The organism is Caulobacter soli, from assembly GCF_011045195.1.
GTDB classification, from domain to species: domain Bacteria; phylum Pseudomonadota; class Alphaproteobacteria; order Caulobacterales; family Caulobacteraceae; genus Caulobacter; species Caulobacter soli.
Genome location: NZ_CP049199.1, coordinates 2117570 through 2135942, shown reverse-complemented (window position 1 = coordinate 2135942; position 18373 = coordinate 2117570). Strand labels below are relative to the sequence as shown.

Below are 18373 nucleotides of genomic sequence, written 5' to 3'. Positions count from 1 at the left end.
ATTCTCGCTTGGACATAGGGGCAACGAAGATGATCGAATGGCGCGGAATTTTTCGGCGAGCGGGGCATGTCGCCGCCGGGGTTGTCGCCCTCGGCGGACTCTACGGCTCGGCTCATGCCCAGGCGCGGCCGCAGCCGGTCCGCATCGCCTACGGCGCCGCGCCGGCCGGCGTCTGCCTCTTCTCTCTCAGCATGGCCTTGGGCGGCTCGCGCGCCGGCCAGGACGGCACCCAGCGACTTCAGCAGCTCCAGGCGTCGATTAAGACCGAGCTCGATCAGGAAGAAGGCGCCATTCTGGCCCAGACACGCACGCTTCAGGCCCAAAGCAAGACCATGCCGGCCGGCCAGTATCAGCAAGCCGCCGCGCAGCTGCAGCAGCGGGCCCAGGCCTTCCTGCGTCTGCGTCAGACCCGGGAGAACCAGATCGTCCAGACGCGCGTGAACGCCGAACGCCAGATCAGCGCCGCGATCAATCCCATCCTTTCCAACCTGGTGACGGCGCGCCAATGCGGCGTGCTTCTGGACCGCGGAGCCGCCTATGGCTTCAACGGCAACGCCGACCTGACCAGCGACGTGATCCAGCGCGTGAACGTCTCCCTGCCGCAGGTCCAGGTCGTCCTGGCTCCGCCGACCGCCGCGCCCTAGGGCGTTTTACGCTTCCGCTTCTGGACGAGGCCTGTCCGCCCTCGCGATTTCGCGAGGGCGCGCCGAACCGCGAAATCCGATGCCCAACCATCATCCTTCCGCAGCCGCCCTCCTGGATTTTGTCGCCAGCGCCCAGCCGATGGCGGCCAACCTGCCCGTGATGATCCATGTTCAGGATTGCGCCGACTGTCGCGCGGTGATCGCCGAGTTCGGGCAGGACGACGATCTGGCGCTCCCGATCTCGCCGGAGACCGCAGGCGGTCTGGAAGCGCGCGCCCCATCTCCCGGACGGCGACGCAGAACCACCTTCCACGGCGTCTACCGATCAGGCGCCTTGGCGCTTCTGGATTTCCAGATCGACCGGCGTCGCTGGATCGCGCCGGGCGCTTGGATCGCCCGCGTCCATGCGCCGACTCACCATCGCTGGCGGGCCATCGTCCTGGCCATCGGCGCTCGAGGGCGCATCCCCGATCGGGGCCATCGGAGCCCCGAATACATCCATGTCCTGCAAGGCGCCTTTCGGGACCGATACCGCACCTTCCAGGTCGGCGACTTTCTCCAGCTGGAAATCGGCGACGGCCCCGTCCTGCAGGTCACCAGCGAAGGGCCGTGCATCTGCCTGATCGCCGGCCAGAAGCGCCGCGCCTGGCAAAACGCCCTGCGGTTCTTCCGTTCCTGAGACCCCGCCTTGGCCCGACCTGAACAGATCCTGACTCGCCCTCACAGGGGGCGTTCAAGCCAGCTTCGCCATGGATGGCGAGGCAATTTGAAAGGCACGATGATGACCCACATTCGATCAAAGCTCGGCGCGGCCCTTCTGTGCGTCCTGGCCGCCAGTCAGCTCCCGGTCGCCGCGAACGCGCAGGACCGCTGGGACTGGAGCGGCGGAGGCGTGGACGATCGCCGCGCCTATCAGTTGCACGGTTCCGGCGTCCGCGAGCTGGCGCCGGCCCTACGCGACACGCGTCGCGGCCAGGCCTTCGTGACGCAACTTCGATTTCAACCACGACGGCCAGATCAATCTGCGAGAAGCCCAGGCCGCCAATCGCGCCTTCTTCGAGATCGCCGGCCGCGACCGCGATCACTTCGACTGGGAGCGCCGCGGCCATTGGGACCAACCCGGGCAGGACCCCCGCGTCACGGCGGGCGACTGGGACCGCCAGGGGATGCGCAACTACCATTTCAAGCAAGGGCGCTACGGCGCGATGCTGACGCTGCAGGATACGTTGTTCAAGACCGGCAGCGCCGCCCTGCGTCCGGGCATGGAGGCCCAATTGAAGCCTCTGGCGGGCTATCTGCGCGCCAATCCTCGCACGCGGCTGCGGATCGACGGCTTCACCGACTCGGTCGGCTCAACGGCGGCGAACCTCACCCTGTCGCGCGACCGCGCCCAAGCCGTCGCCGACGCATTGGCGGTGATGGGAGTCGATCGCGGGCGGTTGCGCCTGGAAGGTCACGGCGAAGCCCTGCCTACCGCCACCAACGCCACGCCGGATGGCCGTCGCCTCAATCGCCGCGTCGAGGTGAGCCTGATCGACCAACAGGCCAAGACCTTCAACTGATCACGATCGCGCGTCGACGCCGCCTACGCGCGCGCGATCTAGAAGGAGGATCGAGGGCGCTCGGCCGCCGGTGACCCCGCGTCGGCCGGCGCTGGCTCCAGCCCGATCATCAAGCGGATCGGCAGCAGCATGGCCTTGGGCGGAACTTGCGGCAGGCGATGGCCGACCAGCAGGGCCTGGAGGTCGGCGTTGGGCTCGGGATGGGCGAAGAGCGCGAAATCGATCCGGGTGATCACCCCCGCGCCATCGATCCAGACCCGGAGCGGCAGTTGAACGCGGCCCTCCGGTGTCGCCCCCGGGATTTCGTCCAGATAGTCGCGCAGCCGCGTGGCGGCGGGATCGAATCCGCCGAGCTGACTGGTGATCGCCTGATTGACCAGGTTGGCGTAAGCGACCCAGGCCGCGGGCGCCGCCTGGGGCGACATCGTGGTCGGCGTCGCGGCGCCGGCCGCCGAGGGCGACAGGCCGACGACCGCGGCGAGTGAGGCAAGAAGTCTGCGCACCGGATGTCCTTTCAAGTTGAGATAGGGCGAGCCGCTCGGCGCTTTGAGCGGCTCGCCCTATCTCGTCAGCGCGGCGCGGCCGGCAGGACTTCGCGGTTGAAACTGATGGTCGTCATGGTCGCGTCCAGCCCCTTGACCACGTCGGCGGTCAGGTCGTTGGTCAGGTTGCCGCCGAGCACGCCGCCCCGGTCGATCAGCAGGCCGCAGCTCTTGGCCTTGTAGGCCTGGGCGATCACCGGCTGGGCCGCGGTGGAGATCTGGGCCAGGGCCTTTTCGCGGGTGGCCTCGATCTCGCGCGAGCGCTGCTGAGCCTTGGCCTGCATGGCCTGGACGCGCGGCGCCAGGGCCTGTTCCTTGGCCTGGCGCTGGGCCGGGGTCAGCTTGGCCTGCTCGGCCTGATAGGCCTTCAGGTCCACATCCAGCGCCTTGCGGTCGGTCTCGACCTCGGCCTGGGCCTCCTGGGTCAGTTGCTGCAGCCGGGCCGAGGCGGCCACGCCGACCTTGGCGTTGGCGAAGATCGCCTCGCGCGACAGCAGGCACACGCCAGGCACGGGATTGCCGCCCAGCGACGGGGCGGCCTGGCCGGCCGGGGCTTGGGCCAGAGCCGGCGTCGCCGCGCCGGCGAGAAAAACAAGCGTGAGAACGCGAACGGGAAGCAACGCCATGACCTGGTCTTTCTTGGAGGGGCGGACGGTGGATCTCTTGGCGCTTTTGCCACCGTCTGATGACAATTCATCGTCAGTGGCCGCCACATTCTGGCTTTCACGACCCAGCAAGTCGGTGAAGCGCTCCAGCGAAGCCAGGTGGAATTGCACCAAGGCCGCGCCGAAGGCCCGGGTCTGCAGGTGTTGGGCGTGGAATTCGCCGCAGAAGGCCATGGCCCCCTGGGTCAGGGCCGAAGGCTTGCCGTTCCCGGCCTCGATGAACACGAACGGGTAACGGCGCACATAGGCCGGCACGTAAATCCCCTCGGCCCAGCGCGTCCGTACTTCAGGCCGACGCACGTCACGCGTTCGTGTGGAAGACCCGCTTTCGTGTCGCCTCAATCATGCCCGTGGCTGAGGAACTGCTCGACCACCTGCGACATGTCGAACGACTTGCCGCCCTGCACCGGCGGATATTCGGCCAAGGTGCCCAGGTGTTCCTTCATCAGTTCGCCGATCGGCGCGACCATCCACGACACCTTCTGCAGAAGGTGGCCGTAAGCGTCCGTGCTGGCGTAGGATTCGAACGGGTCCATGCGGATGTTGAACACCATCGGCTTACTCCGCCCAGTGATGGTGCCGTAATAGTCCTCGGTGGTCGCGAAGTGCCACTTCCACGGCCCCAACCGCACCGCCGTCAGCTTGCTCTCGCTGTAGTGAAAGATGTAGTTGCGCGCCGATTCCGTGGCCTCGCCGGTCCAGTAGGGCAGGTTGTTGACCCCGTCGATGTACTGCTTCTTCTCGGCCTTCACCTTCTCGACCACGTCGGTCACGCCGGCGGCGACCGCCAGGCTGGTGAACATGTCCTGATGAGCCTGGATGCCGTTGAGCAACTGCCCCGGCTTGATGTGGCCCGGCCAGCGGATCATCGAGATCACCCGCACCCCGCCCTCGTAGGTGGTCATCTTCTCCCCGCGCCACGGGGTCGTGCCGCCGTGCGGCCAGGACGAGTGCTCGGGGCCGTTGTCGGTGGAATACCAGACGATGGTGTCCTCCTCGAGCCCGTTGGCCTTGAGGAACTCCAGCACCACGCCGACGTCGTGGTCGTGCTGCAGCATGCCCGAGCCGTGTAGGTCGACCTCGGAAGTGTACTTCTCGGCCGCGTAACGCCACTGCTCGTTCAGGCGCGTATAGAGGTGCATGCGGCTGGAATTGAGCCAGACGAAGAACGGCTTGTCGTCGGCCTTGGCCTTTTTCATGAAGTCCAGCGCCTTGGGGATGAACTCGGCCCCGTCGACGTCGTGCATGCGCTCCTGGTGCAGCGGACCGGTGTCCTTGATGGTCTGCTTGCCGATCTTGCCGAAGCGCGGGTCGACGGTCGGATCGTCCTTGTCGGTGGCGAAGCTGTGGATCACGCCGCGCGCGCCGAACTTGTTCTCGTAGGCTTCAAGACTGCCCGCATAGCCCTTGGCGAAGTTCTGGTAGTCGCGCTGCTCTTCCTCCTCGGAGACGTTGAGGTGGTAGAGGTTGCCGAAGAACTCGTCGAAGCCGTGATTGGTGGGCAGGTGCTCGTTGCGATCGCCCAGGTGGCTCTTGCCGAAGTGGCCGGTGGCGTAGCCCTGGGCCTTCATCACCTCGGCCAGGCATGGCGACTCCGGTTGCAGGCCCAGGGGGTCGCCCGGCATGCCCACTGTCGTCATGCCCGAGCGGATCGGATACTGGCCGGTGATGAACGAGGCTCGCCCAGCGGTGCAGGACGACTGGGCGTAGTGGTCGGTGAAGCGGATGCCTTCATAGCCGATGCTGTCGATATTGGGCGTGGTGTAGCCCATGGTGCCCAGGCCATAGGCGCTGACATTCTGCCAGCCGATGTCGTCACCCCAGATGACGAGAATGTTGGGCTTCTTGGCCATGGCGTTTTCCTCGCGAGCCGCTGCTCGCGGGGGACTTTGCGCGCGCCGGTCGGCAGCGAGTATCGAGGAAAACCCCAGGGCGTGAGGGTCCAGATCCCTAGCCGGACAGGCTCGTGTTCCTTCAAGTTCGCAGCCTTTGGCGGTCCAGTTCTCTTCATGGGCCACGCTCGCGCGGGGCCGAAAGCTCAAGGTCGTCGACCACGAGTCGGGAAGCCGACGTTCGAGGAAGCGGCCAGCCTCCCAGCCAGCGTTTTCGGAGCTCAGACCTAGGTATCCGCCTGATTGCCCGACCTCGCGCGGGGGCCAAAACTGACGCCTGATCAAAGGTTTCAGCTGGCGGGAGGTCGTCGTGATGCGAGCCCAGCGTCTGCGGTCGTGGCTGCTGGGCGGGACCATGCTCATGCTCGCGGGCACGGCGCCGGCCCTGGCTCAAGCGCCGGCCGCCTTGCCGTCGGGCGGCGCTTTCGTCAGGGGCGAAGGCGCGATCGCCTCCGCTTCGCCCAACCTCCTGACCATCGACCAGGTGTCCGCGCGTGGCGTGATCAACTGGAACGACTTCTCGATCGGCGAGACCGGCAAGGTGCTGATCAACAACGCCAACGGGGCCACCCTGAACCGGGTGACGGGCGGACAGCTCTCGCGGATCGACGGCCTGCTGTCGGCCACCGGCTCGGTCTATCTGATGAACCCCAACGGGGTGATCATCGGCGCGGGCGGGCGGGTGATCGCCGGCGGCAATTTCGTCGCCTCGACCCGCGAGATGAACATCGACGCGTTCATGGCCGGCGGCCCGCTGAGCGTGAAGGGCGAGTCCGGCGGCGCGATCGTCAACGCCGGCGAGATCGTCTCGCGCGAGGGCGGCGTGGTGATGATCGCCCGCTCGGTGACCAACAGCGGAACGATCACCGCCGGCAACGGTCGGGTCACCCTGGCCGCCGCCGACGACGTGCTGCTGGGCGCCGCCGACGGCCAGGCCGATCGCCTGTTCGTCTCGGTGCGCTCCGGCGGCGGCGACGTCACCCAGACCGGCCGCATCCAGGCCGCGGCCGTGGCGCTGAAGGCCGCCGAGGGCAATGTCTTCGCCCTGGCCGGCAATCGCGACGGCTTGATCCAGGCCACCGGCAGCCAGACCATCGACGGCCAGCTGTGGCTCACGGCGCCCAAGGGCGTGGTCGAGGTCTCCGGCGTTCTGAGCGCCAGCAACCTGTCGGGCGCGGGCGGCAAGGTGACGGTCAACGGCAAGGACGTCGTCCTGGCGTCCACCGCCAGGGTGTCGGCCCCCGGCGCCGGCGGCGAGGTGCTGATCGGGACCAGCGGCTACCGCACTGGAGCGGACCTGGCCGAGCGGACGACAGTGGCCAGCGGCGCCAGCATCCTGGCGGGCGGCCCGTTGGGCGGCGGGCGGATCGAGACTTCGGGTCGAACCCTGACCTTGGGCGCCGCGCGGATCGACGCCGGCCGGGGCGGCGACTGGCTGGTCGACCCCGACGACCTGACGATCGACGCGGCCGCGGCCTCGACGATCACCACCACCCTGAACGGCGGCACGAACGTCACCCAGCAGACCACGGCCGGCGGCGCGGGCGGCGCAGGCGACATCACGGTGGCCGCGCCGGTGATCTGGACGGGCTCGGGCGACCTGACCCTGGACGCCTATCGTAACCTGTCGGTCAACGCCGCCATCTCGGGCGGCGGCGACGTGACATTGCGCGCCACCGGACAGCTGACGCTCGCCGCCGCAGGCACCGTGGCCAGCACGTCCGACATCACCCTGACCACCACGCTGTTCGTCAACCAGCGGGGCGCGAACGCCCTCTCCTCCTCCGGCGGCGCCTGGCGGGTCTATTCGGCCAACCCGGCCAACGACACCGTGGGCGGACTGACGCCCGACTTCTACCAGTACAACGCCCCGGCGGGCGCGACGCCAGCGGCGGCCGGAAACGGCCTGCTCTACAGCCTCGCCCCGACCATCGGCGTCACGCTGGGCGCGATCACCAAGTCCTATGACGGCACGACCACCGCCCTGCTCGACGACGCCAACACCACGGTCACCGGCCTGGTCAATGGCGACGACTGGAGCCTGGACGGCGCCTACGCCACCAAAAACGCGGGGACGGGCCTGACCGTCACCGCGACGAACTTCACCGCCACCCACGGCGGCGTCGATGTCTACGGCTACACGGTCGCGCCCAGCTTCAGCGCCAACACCGGCGTCATCGAACGGGCGGTGCTGACCGCCAGCATCATCGGCACGCCCACCAAGACCTACAACGCCACCACGTCGGTGGCCCTGACCGCCGCCAATCTGTCGCTGAGCGGCGTCGCGGCCGGCGAGACGGTGACCTTGAACGGCGCGGCCACCGCGACCTACGACTCCGCCAACGCCGGCGCGCGCACGGTCAACGCCACCTTCGCGATCCCCAACTTCACGGCCGGCGGCGGCGTCAGTCTGGACAACTACGTGTTGCCGACCACGGGCTTCGGAGCCGGCCTGATCAACCAGGCGACCCTGATCCTCAACGGCGTGACCGCCAGCAACAAGGTCTATGACGCCACCACGTCGGCCACGTTGAACACCAGCGGCGCCAGCATCTTCGGGATCGTGAGCGGCGACGACGTCTCGCTGAGCGGAGCCGGCGCGACCGGAACCTTCGCCACCAAGAACGTCGGTACAGGCATCGCGGTGACGACGGCGGGCTTCACCCTCACGGGGACCGCCGCCGCCAACTACACGGTCGGCCAGCCCGGCGGCCTGACGGCCGACATCACCAAGGCCACGCTGTTGGTCCAGAACGTGCGGGTCAACGACAAGGTCTATGACGGCACGACCGTCGCGACCATCGATGTCAGCAACGCCACCCTGGCCGGACGCCTGGGGACCGACGACGTGACGGTCTCGCCCGTCGGCGCGATCTTCAACTTCAGCAACAAGAACGTCGGCGTGAACATTCCGGTGATCGCCAGCAACGTCTCGGTCACGGGCGCGGACGCCGGCAACTACATCGTCACGCCCCCGACGGCGCCGTCGGGCAATATCCTGGCCGCGCCGCTGACCGCCTCGATCGTCGGCAACCCCACCCGCACCTATGACGGCACGACGGCCGCCGCCCTGGGCGCGGGCAACTACTTCCTGAGCGGCTTCGTCGCCGGCGAGGGCGGCTCGATCACCCAGTCGGCCAGCGCCGCCTATTCGTCCAAGGACGCCGGCGCGCGCACGGTCGTCGCCCAGCTCACCCCGCCCGACTATGTCGCCAACGCCGGCACCCTGCTCTCCAACTACATCCTGCCCACCGCCGCCACGGGGCCCGGCACGATCAATCCCGCGCCCCTGGTGATCACCGTCATCGGCAATCCCACCAAGACCTATGACGGCAACGACAGCGCGACCCTGACCGACGCGAACTACCAAATCCTCGGCCTGATCTCCGACGAGGACATGACGATCACCGAGACGCACGGGACCTACAGCTCGGCCGACGCCGGCACGCGCACCGTCAGCGTCAATCTGGACGCCAGCGACATGGCGCCGGCCTCCAACACGCTGGTCTCCAACTACATCATCCCCTCCCCCGTCACGGGGATCGGCACCATCATCCGCCGCGACATCGGCCCGGGCGTGATCTTCGCCGACATCACCGGCAACCCCACCAAGGTCTATGACGGCAACAACGTCGCCACCCTGACTCCGACCGACTACACCCTGGGCGGCTTCATCACCGGCGAAGGCGCGCTCGTCACCCAGACGGTCGGCACCTATGGCGACATCAACGCCGGCTCCCAGGTGGTCACCGCCCAGCTCTCGCCCAGCGACTTCACGGCCAATCCCGGCACCAATCTCGACAACTACAACCTGCCGACCGAAGCCACGGGCCTGGGCTCGATCCTGCGCAGGACCCTGACGGCCAGCATCATCGGCAACCCGACCAAGGTCTATGACGGCACGACCACGGTCCTGCTGACCCAGGCCAACTACGCCGCCAGCGGCTTCGTCGCGGGGGAAGGCGCCACGATCACCGAAACCTCGCTGGGCGCCTATGAGAGCTCCAACGCCGGGGCTCGGTTCGTCTCCGCGATCGTCAGCCCGGCCTATATCATCGCCAACCCCGGGACACGGCTGGCCAACTATTTCCTGCCGGTCGACATCAACGGGCCCGGCACGATCACCAAGGCGCCCCTGACGATCGTCGGGGCCACGGCGCGGAACAAGGTCTACGACACCACCACGGTCGCCACCCTGAATGTCGCGAGCGCCGGCGTGTTCGGCGTGGTGCCCACAGACTCGATCACCCTGGTGACCTCGGGCGCGACGGCCAGTTTCGCCACCCGCAACGTCGGCGTGGGGATCACGGTGACCGCCACGGGCTTCACCCTGAGCGGCTCGTCGACCGACAACTACCAGCTGTTCCAGCCGACCGGCCTGACGGCCGACATCACCCCCAGGCCGGTGACCGTCCAGGGCGTCGTGGCCCTGGACAAGGCCTACGACGCCACGACGACGGCGTCGCTGGATCTGTCGCTGGCGGTGTTGGACGGCGCCTTCTCGGGTGACGCCATCGGCTTCACCGGTGGTTCGGCCAGCGGCGTCTTCCGCCAGACCCACGTCGGGACCAACCTGCCGGTGGTCGCCTCCGGCTTCGCCCTCACCGGCGCCGACGCCACCAACTACAGCCTCAGCCAACCCAGCTATCTGGTCGCCGACATCACCCCCGCCCTCCTGACGGGATCGATCATCGGCAATCCCACCAAGGGCTACGACGCCAGCAGCCAGGCCTTCCTGACCGCCGCCAACTACAGCCTGACCGGCTTCGTGGGCGGGGAAGGCGCGACGATCACCCAGTCGTCCGGCGGCGCCTACGACAGCCCCGACGCCGGGGCTCGCACCGTGACCGCCTCGCTGGTGGTCTCCGACTTCGTGGCCAACAGCGGCACCGATCTGTCGAACTACGCCCTGCCCACGTCGATCCAGGGCGGCGGCACGATCAACAAGGCCGTGCTCAGCGCCACGATCGTCGGCAATCCGACCAAGATCTACGACGACACCACGCTCGCCGCGCTGACCAGCGGCAATTACCAGCTGGCCGGCTTCGTGGCCGGTCAGGGCGCGACGGTCAGCCAGGCGGTCGGGACCTATGACAGCGACAATGTCGGCGTCCGCACGGTCACGGCCACGCTGGGCGCGGGCGACTTCACCGGCTCGGGATCCACGAACCTGGCCAACTACACCCTGCCCGTCTCGGCGGCCGGCGCGGGCGCGATCACACCCGCCAGCATTCAGGTGATCAACATCTCCGCGCTGGACAAGGTCTATGACGGCAATACCAACGCCGCCCTCGACAGCAGCGCCGCCGGTCTGGCGGGCCGGCTGGGCGCCGACGTCGTCACCGTGGTCTCGACCGGGGCGACCGGGACCTTCGCCAGCAAGAACGTCGGGACGAACATCGCCGTCACCGCCCAAGGCTACGCGATCGCGGGCGTCGACGCGGGCAACTACACGGTCGTGCAGCCCACCGGCCTGTTCGCCGACATCTTTAAGGCGACGATCGCCCTGGCCTCGGTCACGCGGGTCTATGACGCCGACGTCGACCTGCCGGCCGCCAGCGGGGCTTACGCCCTTTCGGGCGTGGTGGGCGGCGACACCGTCACCGTCGACACCGCCAGTATCACCGGCGCCTACGCCGACAAGAACGTCGCCTCGAACATCAACGTGACCCTGGCCGGCCTGGCGCTGTCGGGCGCCGACGCGGGCAACTACGACATCGCCTCGACCGTCACCGCCCAGCCTATCGGCTTCATCACCCCGGCCACCCTGACGGTCAGCGGCGCCCAGGCCAACAACAAGGTCTATGACCGCACCACCGCCGCCACGCTGAACAACACCAACACCCAGCTGGCCGGCGTCTTGGGAACCGACGTCGTCACCCTGACCAACGCCACCACGGGTCAGTTCAACGACGTCAATGTCGGGACGGCCAAGCCGGTCACCACCACGGGCTACGCCATCTCCGGCGCCGACGCGGGCAACTACATCGTCCAACAGCCCAACTACCTGACCGCCGACATCACCCCCGCCCCGATCACCCTGGCCTCGGTGAGCCGCGTCTATACCGGCGACCTGACCCTGCCGACCGCGGCGTCCGCCTACACCTTCACCGGGGTCTTCGCTGGCGACACGGTCATCGCCAACACCGGGTCGCTCTCGGGCGCCTATGCCGACAAGAACGTGGCCGGGGCGCTGAGCGGCGGCGTGGTGATCGGCGGCATCGACGTCACGCTCAGCGGCCTGAGCCTGTCGGGCGCCAGCGCGGGCAACTATTCGATCTCACCGACCGTCACCGCCCAGCCGATCGGGATCATCACGCCCAAGGCGCTGAGCGTCAGCCTGATCGGCAATCCGACCAAGATCTACGACACCAACACCAACGCCGCCCTGACCTCGGCCAATTACGACCTAGTCGGCGTGGTGTCGGGCGAGGCGATCACCATCACCGAGGCCCTGGGCGCCTATGACAGCAAGAACGCCGGCGACCGAACGGTCACCGCCGCGCTGGACAACGCCGACTACAGCCCCGACGGCGGCACGCTGCTGACCAACTACATCCTGCCGACCAGCGCCACGGGCGCTGGCCATGTCGACCAGGCGCCGGCCACCGTGGTCGGTGCGATCGCCAACAGCAAGGTCTATGACGGCACGACGGCCGCGACGCTGAACAACGCCGCGACCACCCTCGGTGGCCGGCTAGGCGCGGACGACCTGACCCTAGTCAACGCCACGACGGGCCTGTTCGGCGATCCCAATGTCGGGACCGGCAAGGCCGTGACCACCACCGGCTACGCCCTCAGCGGCGCGGACGCCGGCAACTACATCCTGCAACAGCCCAACTACCTGACCGCCGACATCACCGCGGCCCTGCTGAACCTGATCAAGGTGACGCGGATCTACACCTCGGGGGTCGAGCTGCCGACCAGTTCCAGCGCCTACACCCTGGCCGGTTTCGTGGCGGGCGAGGATGTCAGTGTCGACACCGCGTCGATCGCCGGCTTCTACGCCAACAAGAACGTCAACAGCGGCATCGGCGTCACGCTCACCGGCCTCGCCTTGGGCGGCGCCGACGCGGGCAACTACAGCATCGGCTCCAGCCTGACCAACGCCCCGATCGGCGAGATCACGCCCGCCACGGTCACCCTGGCCGGCATGCTGGCCAACACCAAGACCTATGACGGCACGACGGCCCTGACCCTGAACAACGCCGGGACCACCGTGGTCGGTACGCTGGGCTCCGACGATCTCGACGTCGACAGCAGCGCCTCCAACGCGGCCTTCGGCTCGCCCAACGTGGGCAACTATCTGGTCGACCCCACCGGCTACCTGCTGACCGGCGTCGACGCCGGCAACTACATCCTAGTCCAGCCGACGGGCGTTTCGGCGACGATCGATCCCAAGACCCTGGCCGCTTCGATCATCGGAACGCCGACCAAGACCTACGACGCCACCACCAACGCCGTGCTGACCAGCGCCAACTACAGCCTCGCTGGCTTCATCGGTTCGGAAAGCGCGACCGTCACCCAGATCGCCGGAACCTACGCCTCGGCCGACGCCGGAGCCCGCGTGGTGACCGCCGCCCTGGCCGCCGGCGACTTCACCGCCGGCTCGGGGACCCTGCTCTCCAACTACGTTCTGCCGACCACGGCGATCGGCGGCGGCCAGATCGACCAGGCGATCCTGACGGCCAGCATCGTCAACAACCCGACCAAGACCTATGATGGCGCGCTGGCGGCGACGCTGGGGACCGGCAACTACAGTCTCTCGGGCTTCGTCGCCGGCCAGGGGGCCAGCGTCACCGAGACCGCCGGCCTCTACGACAGCGTCAACGCCGGCCCGCGCACGGTCACCACCAGCCTCGACACCGGCGACTTCACGGCCAATGGCGGCACGCTACTGGCCAACTACGTGTTGCCGACCACCGCCAGCGGCGCGGGTACGATCACCCCGGCGTCGCTGATCGCCAGCATCATCGGCACGCCGACCAAGACCTATGACGCGACCACCGGGGCGATCCTGACCACGACGAACTACAGCTTGTCCGGCTTCGTCGGCGCCGACGGCGCGAGCGTGACCGAGACGGTGGGGACCTACGCCTCGGCCGACGCCGGCACGCGCAACGTGAGCGCCGTGCTCGACGCCGGCGATTTCACGGCCACCGGCGCGACGGTGCTGGCCAACTACGTCCTGCCGACCACCGCCAGCGGCCTTGGCCAAATCGATCCGGCCCAGCTGACCGCCAGCATCATCGGCAATCCCACCCGCACCTATGACGGCACGATGGCGGCCCATCTGGTCTCGGCCAACTACAGCCTGTCCGGCTTCATCGGCGCCCAGGGCGCCACCGTCAGCCAGGCCGTCGGAACCTACGATTCCAAGAACGCCGGAGCGCGCACGGTCACCGCCAGCCTGGCCAGCGGCGACTTCACCGCCAACGGCGGGACGCTGCTGTCCAACTACGTCCTGCCGACCACCGCCACCGGCGCGGGCCAGATCGACCAGGCCATCCTCGCCGCCGCGATCGTCGGCCTGCCGACCAAGACCTACGACGCGACGACCAACGCGCTGCTGGCCCCGGCCAGCTACAGCCTCTCCGGCTTCGCCGCCGGCGAAGGGGCCAGTGTCACGCGGACCGTCGGCTTCTACGACACGGCGAACGCGGGCATCCGCAACGTCTCGACCACCCTGACGACCGGCGATTTCACGGCCAATTCCGGCACGCTGCTCTCCAACTACGTCCTGCCGTCCAGCGCCCACGGCGCCGGTGTCATCACCAAGGCGACGCTGACCGCCGCGATCATCGGCGATCCGACCAAGACCTATGACGCGACCACTGGCGCGGTCCTGACCTCGGCCAACTACAGCTTCACGGGCTTCGTCGGCGGCCAGGGCGCGACGATCACCGAGACGGTGGGAACCTACGGCGGCGCAGATGTCGGCGCACGGACCGTGACAGCCAGCCTGGGCAGCGCCGATTTCGTGGCCAACGGCGGCACCTTGCTGACCAACTATGCGCTGCCGACCACCGCCAGCGGCCTGGGGCATATCACTCAGGCCGTTCTCACCGCCGCGATCATCGGCAACCCGACCAAGACCTACGACGCGACGGCGGGCGCGATCCTGACCTCGGCCAACTACAGCCTCGCCGGCTTCGTCGGCGGCCAAGGCGCCACCATCGGCCAGACGGTCGGGCTCTACGACAGCCCCAACGCCGGCCCACGGACGGTGACCGCCTCGCTGGGCGTTGGCGACTTCACCGCCAACGGCGGCACGTCGCTGTCGAACTACGTCCTGCCCACTTCGGCCAGCGGCGCGGGACAGATCGACCAGGCCAGCCTGGTCGCGATCCTGAACGGCGTCTTCAAGACCTATGACGGCACGACGGTCGCCACGCTGTCGACGGGCAACTACACCCTGGTCGGCCTGCGAGGAACGGACAGCGCCAGCGTGACCGAAACGGTCGGGACCTACGGCTCGCCCAACGCCGGCCCGCGCACGGTCACGGCGGCGCTCGACGCCGGCGACTTCACGGCCGGCGGCGCCACCCTGCTGTCGAACTATGTCCTGCCCACCGTCGCCAGCGGCACGGGACGCATCGACCAGGCCGCGCTGACGGCGCTGATCGTCGGGATCCCGGTCAAAACTTACGACGGGAACACCTCGGCCGTCCTCGGCGCCGGTGACTACACCCTGACCGGCTTCATCACCGGCGAAGGCGCCACGATCACCCAGACCGCCGGGACCTATGCCGACCGCAACACCGGCGTCCGCGCCGTGACCGCCGCGCTGGGCGCGACCGACTTCACGGCCGACAGCGGCACGCTGCTCTCCAACTACCTGCTGCCCACGACGGCCGTGGGCGTGGGGCGCATCGACCGCGCCGCCCTGACCGCGATCCTGAACGGCGTCGCCAAGACCTATGACGGCACGACCGACGCGGTGCTGGACGCGTCCGACTACATCCTGGGCGGCTTCGTCTCCGGCGAAGGCGCGAGCGTGACCCAGACCGCCGGAACCTATACCGACCGCAATGTCGGCGCGCATGTCGTGACCACCAGCCTGGCGGCGTCCGACTTCGCCGCCGACGCCGGCACGCTGCTCTCCAACTACGACCTCCCCACTGGCGCCACGGGCCTTGGCCTGATCACCAAGGCCGGGCTGGTCGCCACGATCATCGGCGATCCCACCAAGACCTATGACGCGACCACCGGCGTGGTCCTGACCTCGGCCAACTACGCCATGCTCGGCTTCGTCGCCGGCGAGGGCGCGACCGTCACCCAGACCACCGGGACCTACGGCTCCGCCGACGCCGGGGCGCGCATAATCACCGCGACGCTGAGCGGAACCGGCTTCACGGCCGACGGCGCCACCCTGTTGTCGAACTACGACCTGCCCGCCCTCGCCTCCGGGCTCGGGCACATCGCCCCCGCGCCCTTGCAAGCGATCATCGTCGGCGCGCCGGTCAAGACCTACGATGGGATGGCGACAGCGACCCTGGGCGCCTCGGACTACCAACTGACCGGCTTCATAGCTGGCCAAGGCGCCACGATCACTCAGACCGTGGGGGCCTACGCCGACCGCAACGCCGGCGACTGGGCTGTGACCGCCAGCCTGAACGCCGGGGACTATCTGGCCAGCGGCGGGACCCTGCTCTCCAACTACGTCCTGCCGACCTCGGCGTCGGGCACGGGGCGGATCGACCGCGCGCTGCTGGCCGCCGCCATCACCAGCAATCCTTCGAAGGTCTATGATGGGACCACCGACGCCTATCTGCATCCGTCGAGCTATACGCTGAGCGGCTTCGCCCCCGGCGAAGGGGCCCAGGTCACCCAACCGCATGGAACCTATGACAGTCCGGAGATCGGCAACCATCTGATCACCGCCGCCCTGGGCGCCGGCGACTACGCCGCCACCGACGGAACGTTGCTGTCGAACTACATTCTGCCGACGACCGCGAGCGGCCCGGGCAAGATCAGCGGAGGCGACAATATCTGCGCCTCGATCCTCGGCGTCGGATGCGATCCCGACTTCCCCAACGTCCTGCCCACCTTCCTCCACACGGTCGGCAACTGGCGCTTCTTCATCCCCTATCCCACGGTCCACGGTCTCTACGCCGCCTACACCAACGGCCTAGGCGGCCTGCCCAGCGTGATCCGTCCCTCCGTGACGGAGGTGGCCCTGGACAGCGCGATCGTCGACGGCGGCGCCCCGGTCATCAATTCCACCCAGAGCGTCCTGACCCAGGGCGACAAGCAGAAGCAATGGAGCGTCCGATTCACGCCCAGACCCCCGCCTGTCAGCTTCGGCGGCGGCGCGCCTCCGCCGTGAGCCTCCAATCCTGCCTCCTGTCGCGACTGGCGGCGCTGGGCCTGGCGGCCTGGCTCGCGCCGTCCTGGGCCGACGCCCAGGACTTCAAGAAGGTGGTTCCGTCCCTGCCCGCCCAGGAAAAACCCACCGTCACGGCTCCAACGGCGACCGACCAGGCCTCCCAGGACCAAACCGTCCTCGTACCCCGGCTGTCCGGGGTGGTGTTCGTCGACGGCTTGTCGGCCTTGCGAACGGACGGCCTGGGTGCGGGCGATGTCGCCGGCGGCGTGCGGGCCGCCGGGCTGCCGGTGCTGGCCAATGAGGCCTTTCTCGCCAGGATCCGCCCCCTGGTCGGCCAGCCGCTGACCCGCGCGGGCCTCGACCAGATCGTCCGCCAGGCCCGGGAAGCCTATCGCGCCGCCGGCCGACCCTTCATGGAGATCGTGGCCCCGCCGCAAAACGTCAGCGGCGGCGTCATCCAGATCGTCGTCACCGAATACCGGGTCGGCGAGGTCAAGGTCGCCGGCGCGCGCCACTTCCCGCCGAACCTGATCCGGCGCTGGGGCGACCTGAGGCCCGGCGAGGTGATGACCCTGCCCCGGTTCCGCGACGCGTTGGAGGACTACAACCAGAACCCGTTCGCCACCGTCGACGCCGTGGTCAGTCCCGGCGTCCAGACCGGCATCAGCGACGTGACCCTGCAAGTCGACGACCGCTCCCCCTGGCGGGTCTATGCCGGTTACGACAATCTGGGCTCGCGCACTCTCGGCCGAGCCGAATGGAACGTCGGGGTGAACTGGGGCGACGCCTTCGGCGCGGGCCAGATCCTGTCCTACCAGTACACGCGCAGCGTCTCGGGCCGTTACGACTCCCACTCGGTGTCGGACGTCATTCCGCTGCGCGGCGGCGACAAGATCCTGCTGTTCGGGGCCTACGCCACCCAGGTTCCGGAGATCGCCCCCGACTTCGAAAGCAAGGGCCATTCGTCCCAGGTCAGCCTCCGCTACGTGCGCAAGTTGCCCGGAGAGACGCGCTTCAAGCAGAGTCTGCAGATCGGCTTCGACTACAAGCGGGTGGACAACAACCTGGAATTCTCCGGCTTCGAGCTGCTCGACACCGCCGTCGAGATCGACCAGTTCCCGCTGATCTACAACGCCAGCCTGAGCGACCGCCACGGCCAGACCGAGATCGAGAACCAGCTGGTCTTCTCGCCCGGCGGGATCACCGACAAGAACACCGACGCCGCCCTGCGGATGCTGGTCCCGGGCGGAAACGCCAGCTATCTCTACGATCGCCTGTCGATCACCCGCACCACCCAACTGCCCCACGGCGTCGTCTGGATCGCCCGCGTGCTGGGACAGGCCGCCACCGACAACCTGCCCTACAGCGAACAGGTCGGGGCCGGCGGTATCGGCAGCGTTCGCGGCTACGACACCAACATCGCCCTGGGCAGCCAGGCCCTGTTGCTGAGCACCGAATTGCGCGCGCCCGCCTTCAGCCTGGCCCGCGACCTGTTCGAGGACGAAGTGCAGCTGGGCGTGTTCTTCGACTACGCCGACCTGGGCCAGAAGACCGACTTCGCGGATCTGCCGGGCAATGTGAAACTGGCCAGCGTCGGCTTCAACGCGCACTACAACATCGCGCGCAACTTCAACATTCAGCTTGAGGTCGGCTCCCAGCTGCGCCGCACGCCCGACACCAAGAAGCGCGACACGATGGTCCAGGTCGTGACATCGCTAGCGTTTTGAGTCGAAGCTTCG

Annotated in this window: 8 protein-coding genes; 5 read left to right on the top strand and 3 right to left on the bottom strand. The window is 68.3% G+C overall.

Annotated features, from left to right (window positions below):
- Positions 1-29: 29 nt before the first annotated feature.
- The 3 genes from G3M62_RS10120 (at position 30) to G3M62_RS26370 (ending at position 2206) form a co-directional block, all read left to right on the top strand.
- Positions 30-644: an OmpH family outer membrane protein gene (locus G3M62_RS10120; RefSeq protein WP_165186696.1), complete on the top strand. Its 615-nt coding sequence runs from the start codon at positions 30-32 to the stop codon at positions 642-644.
- 79 nt (positions 645-723) lie between these two features.
- On the top strand, positions 724-1323 hold the full coding sequence (locus G3M62_RS10115; protein WP_165186694.1) for a cupin domain-containing protein: 600 nt from the start codon (positions 724-726) through the stop codon (positions 1321-1323).
- Positions 1324-1810: 487 nt separating this feature from the next.
- The gene (locus G3M62_RS26370) at positions 1811-2206 is read left to right on the top strand and encodes an OmpA family protein (protein WP_205691980.1); all 396 of its coding nucleotides are present in this window, start codon (positions 1811-1813) and stop codon (positions 2204-2206) included.
- Positions 2207-2244: 38 nt separating this feature from the next.
- On the opposite strand, the gene G3M62_RS10105 is transcribed toward G3M62_RS26370, so the two are convergent.
- From G3M62_RS10105 to G3M62_RS10095, 3 genes are all read right to left on the bottom strand, one after another.
- Positions 2245-2709 carry a hypothetical protein gene (locus tag G3M62_RS10105; RefSeq protein WP_165186693.1) on the bottom strand — a complete coding sequence of 155 codons (465 nt, stop codon included), beginning with the start codon at positions 2707-2709 and terminating at the stop codon, positions 2245-2247.
- A 65-nt stretch (positions 2710-2774) separates the two neighbouring features.
- Positions 2775-3713 carry an OmpH family outer membrane protein gene (locus tag G3M62_RS26495; RefSeq protein WP_246263547.1) on the bottom strand — a complete coding sequence of 313 codons (939 nt, stop codon included), beginning with the start codon at positions 3711-3713 and terminating at the stop codon, positions 2775-2777.
- Between the two features lie 38 nt (positions 3714-3751).
- Positions 3752-5266 carry an arylsulfatase gene (locus tag G3M62_RS10095; RefSeq protein WP_165186691.1) on the bottom strand — a complete coding sequence of 505 codons (1515 nt, stop codon included), beginning with the start codon at positions 5264-5266 and terminating at the stop codon, positions 3752-3754.
- 352 nt (positions 5267-5618) lie between these two features.
- On the opposite strand from G3M62_RS10095, the gene G3M62_RS10090 reads away from it, so the two are divergent.
- Both G3M62_RS10090 and G3M62_RS10085 read left to right on the top strand, forming a co-directional pair.
- Positions 5619-16634 (top strand): YDG domain-containing protein, encoded by an 11016-nt coding sequence (locus G3M62_RS10090; RefSeq protein WP_165186690.1) that lies wholly within the window; start codon positions 5619-5621, stop codon positions 16632-16634.
- Positions 16631-18361: a ShlB/FhaC/HecB family hemolysin secretion/activation protein gene (locus tag G3M62_RS10085; RefSeq protein WP_165186688.1), complete on the top strand. Its 1731-nt coding sequence runs from the start codon at positions 16631-16633 to the stop codon at positions 18359-18361. The genes G3M62_RS10090 and G3M62_RS10085 overlap by 4 nt, the downstream gene beginning before the upstream one ends.
- Positions 18362-18373 lie beyond the last annotated feature (12 nt).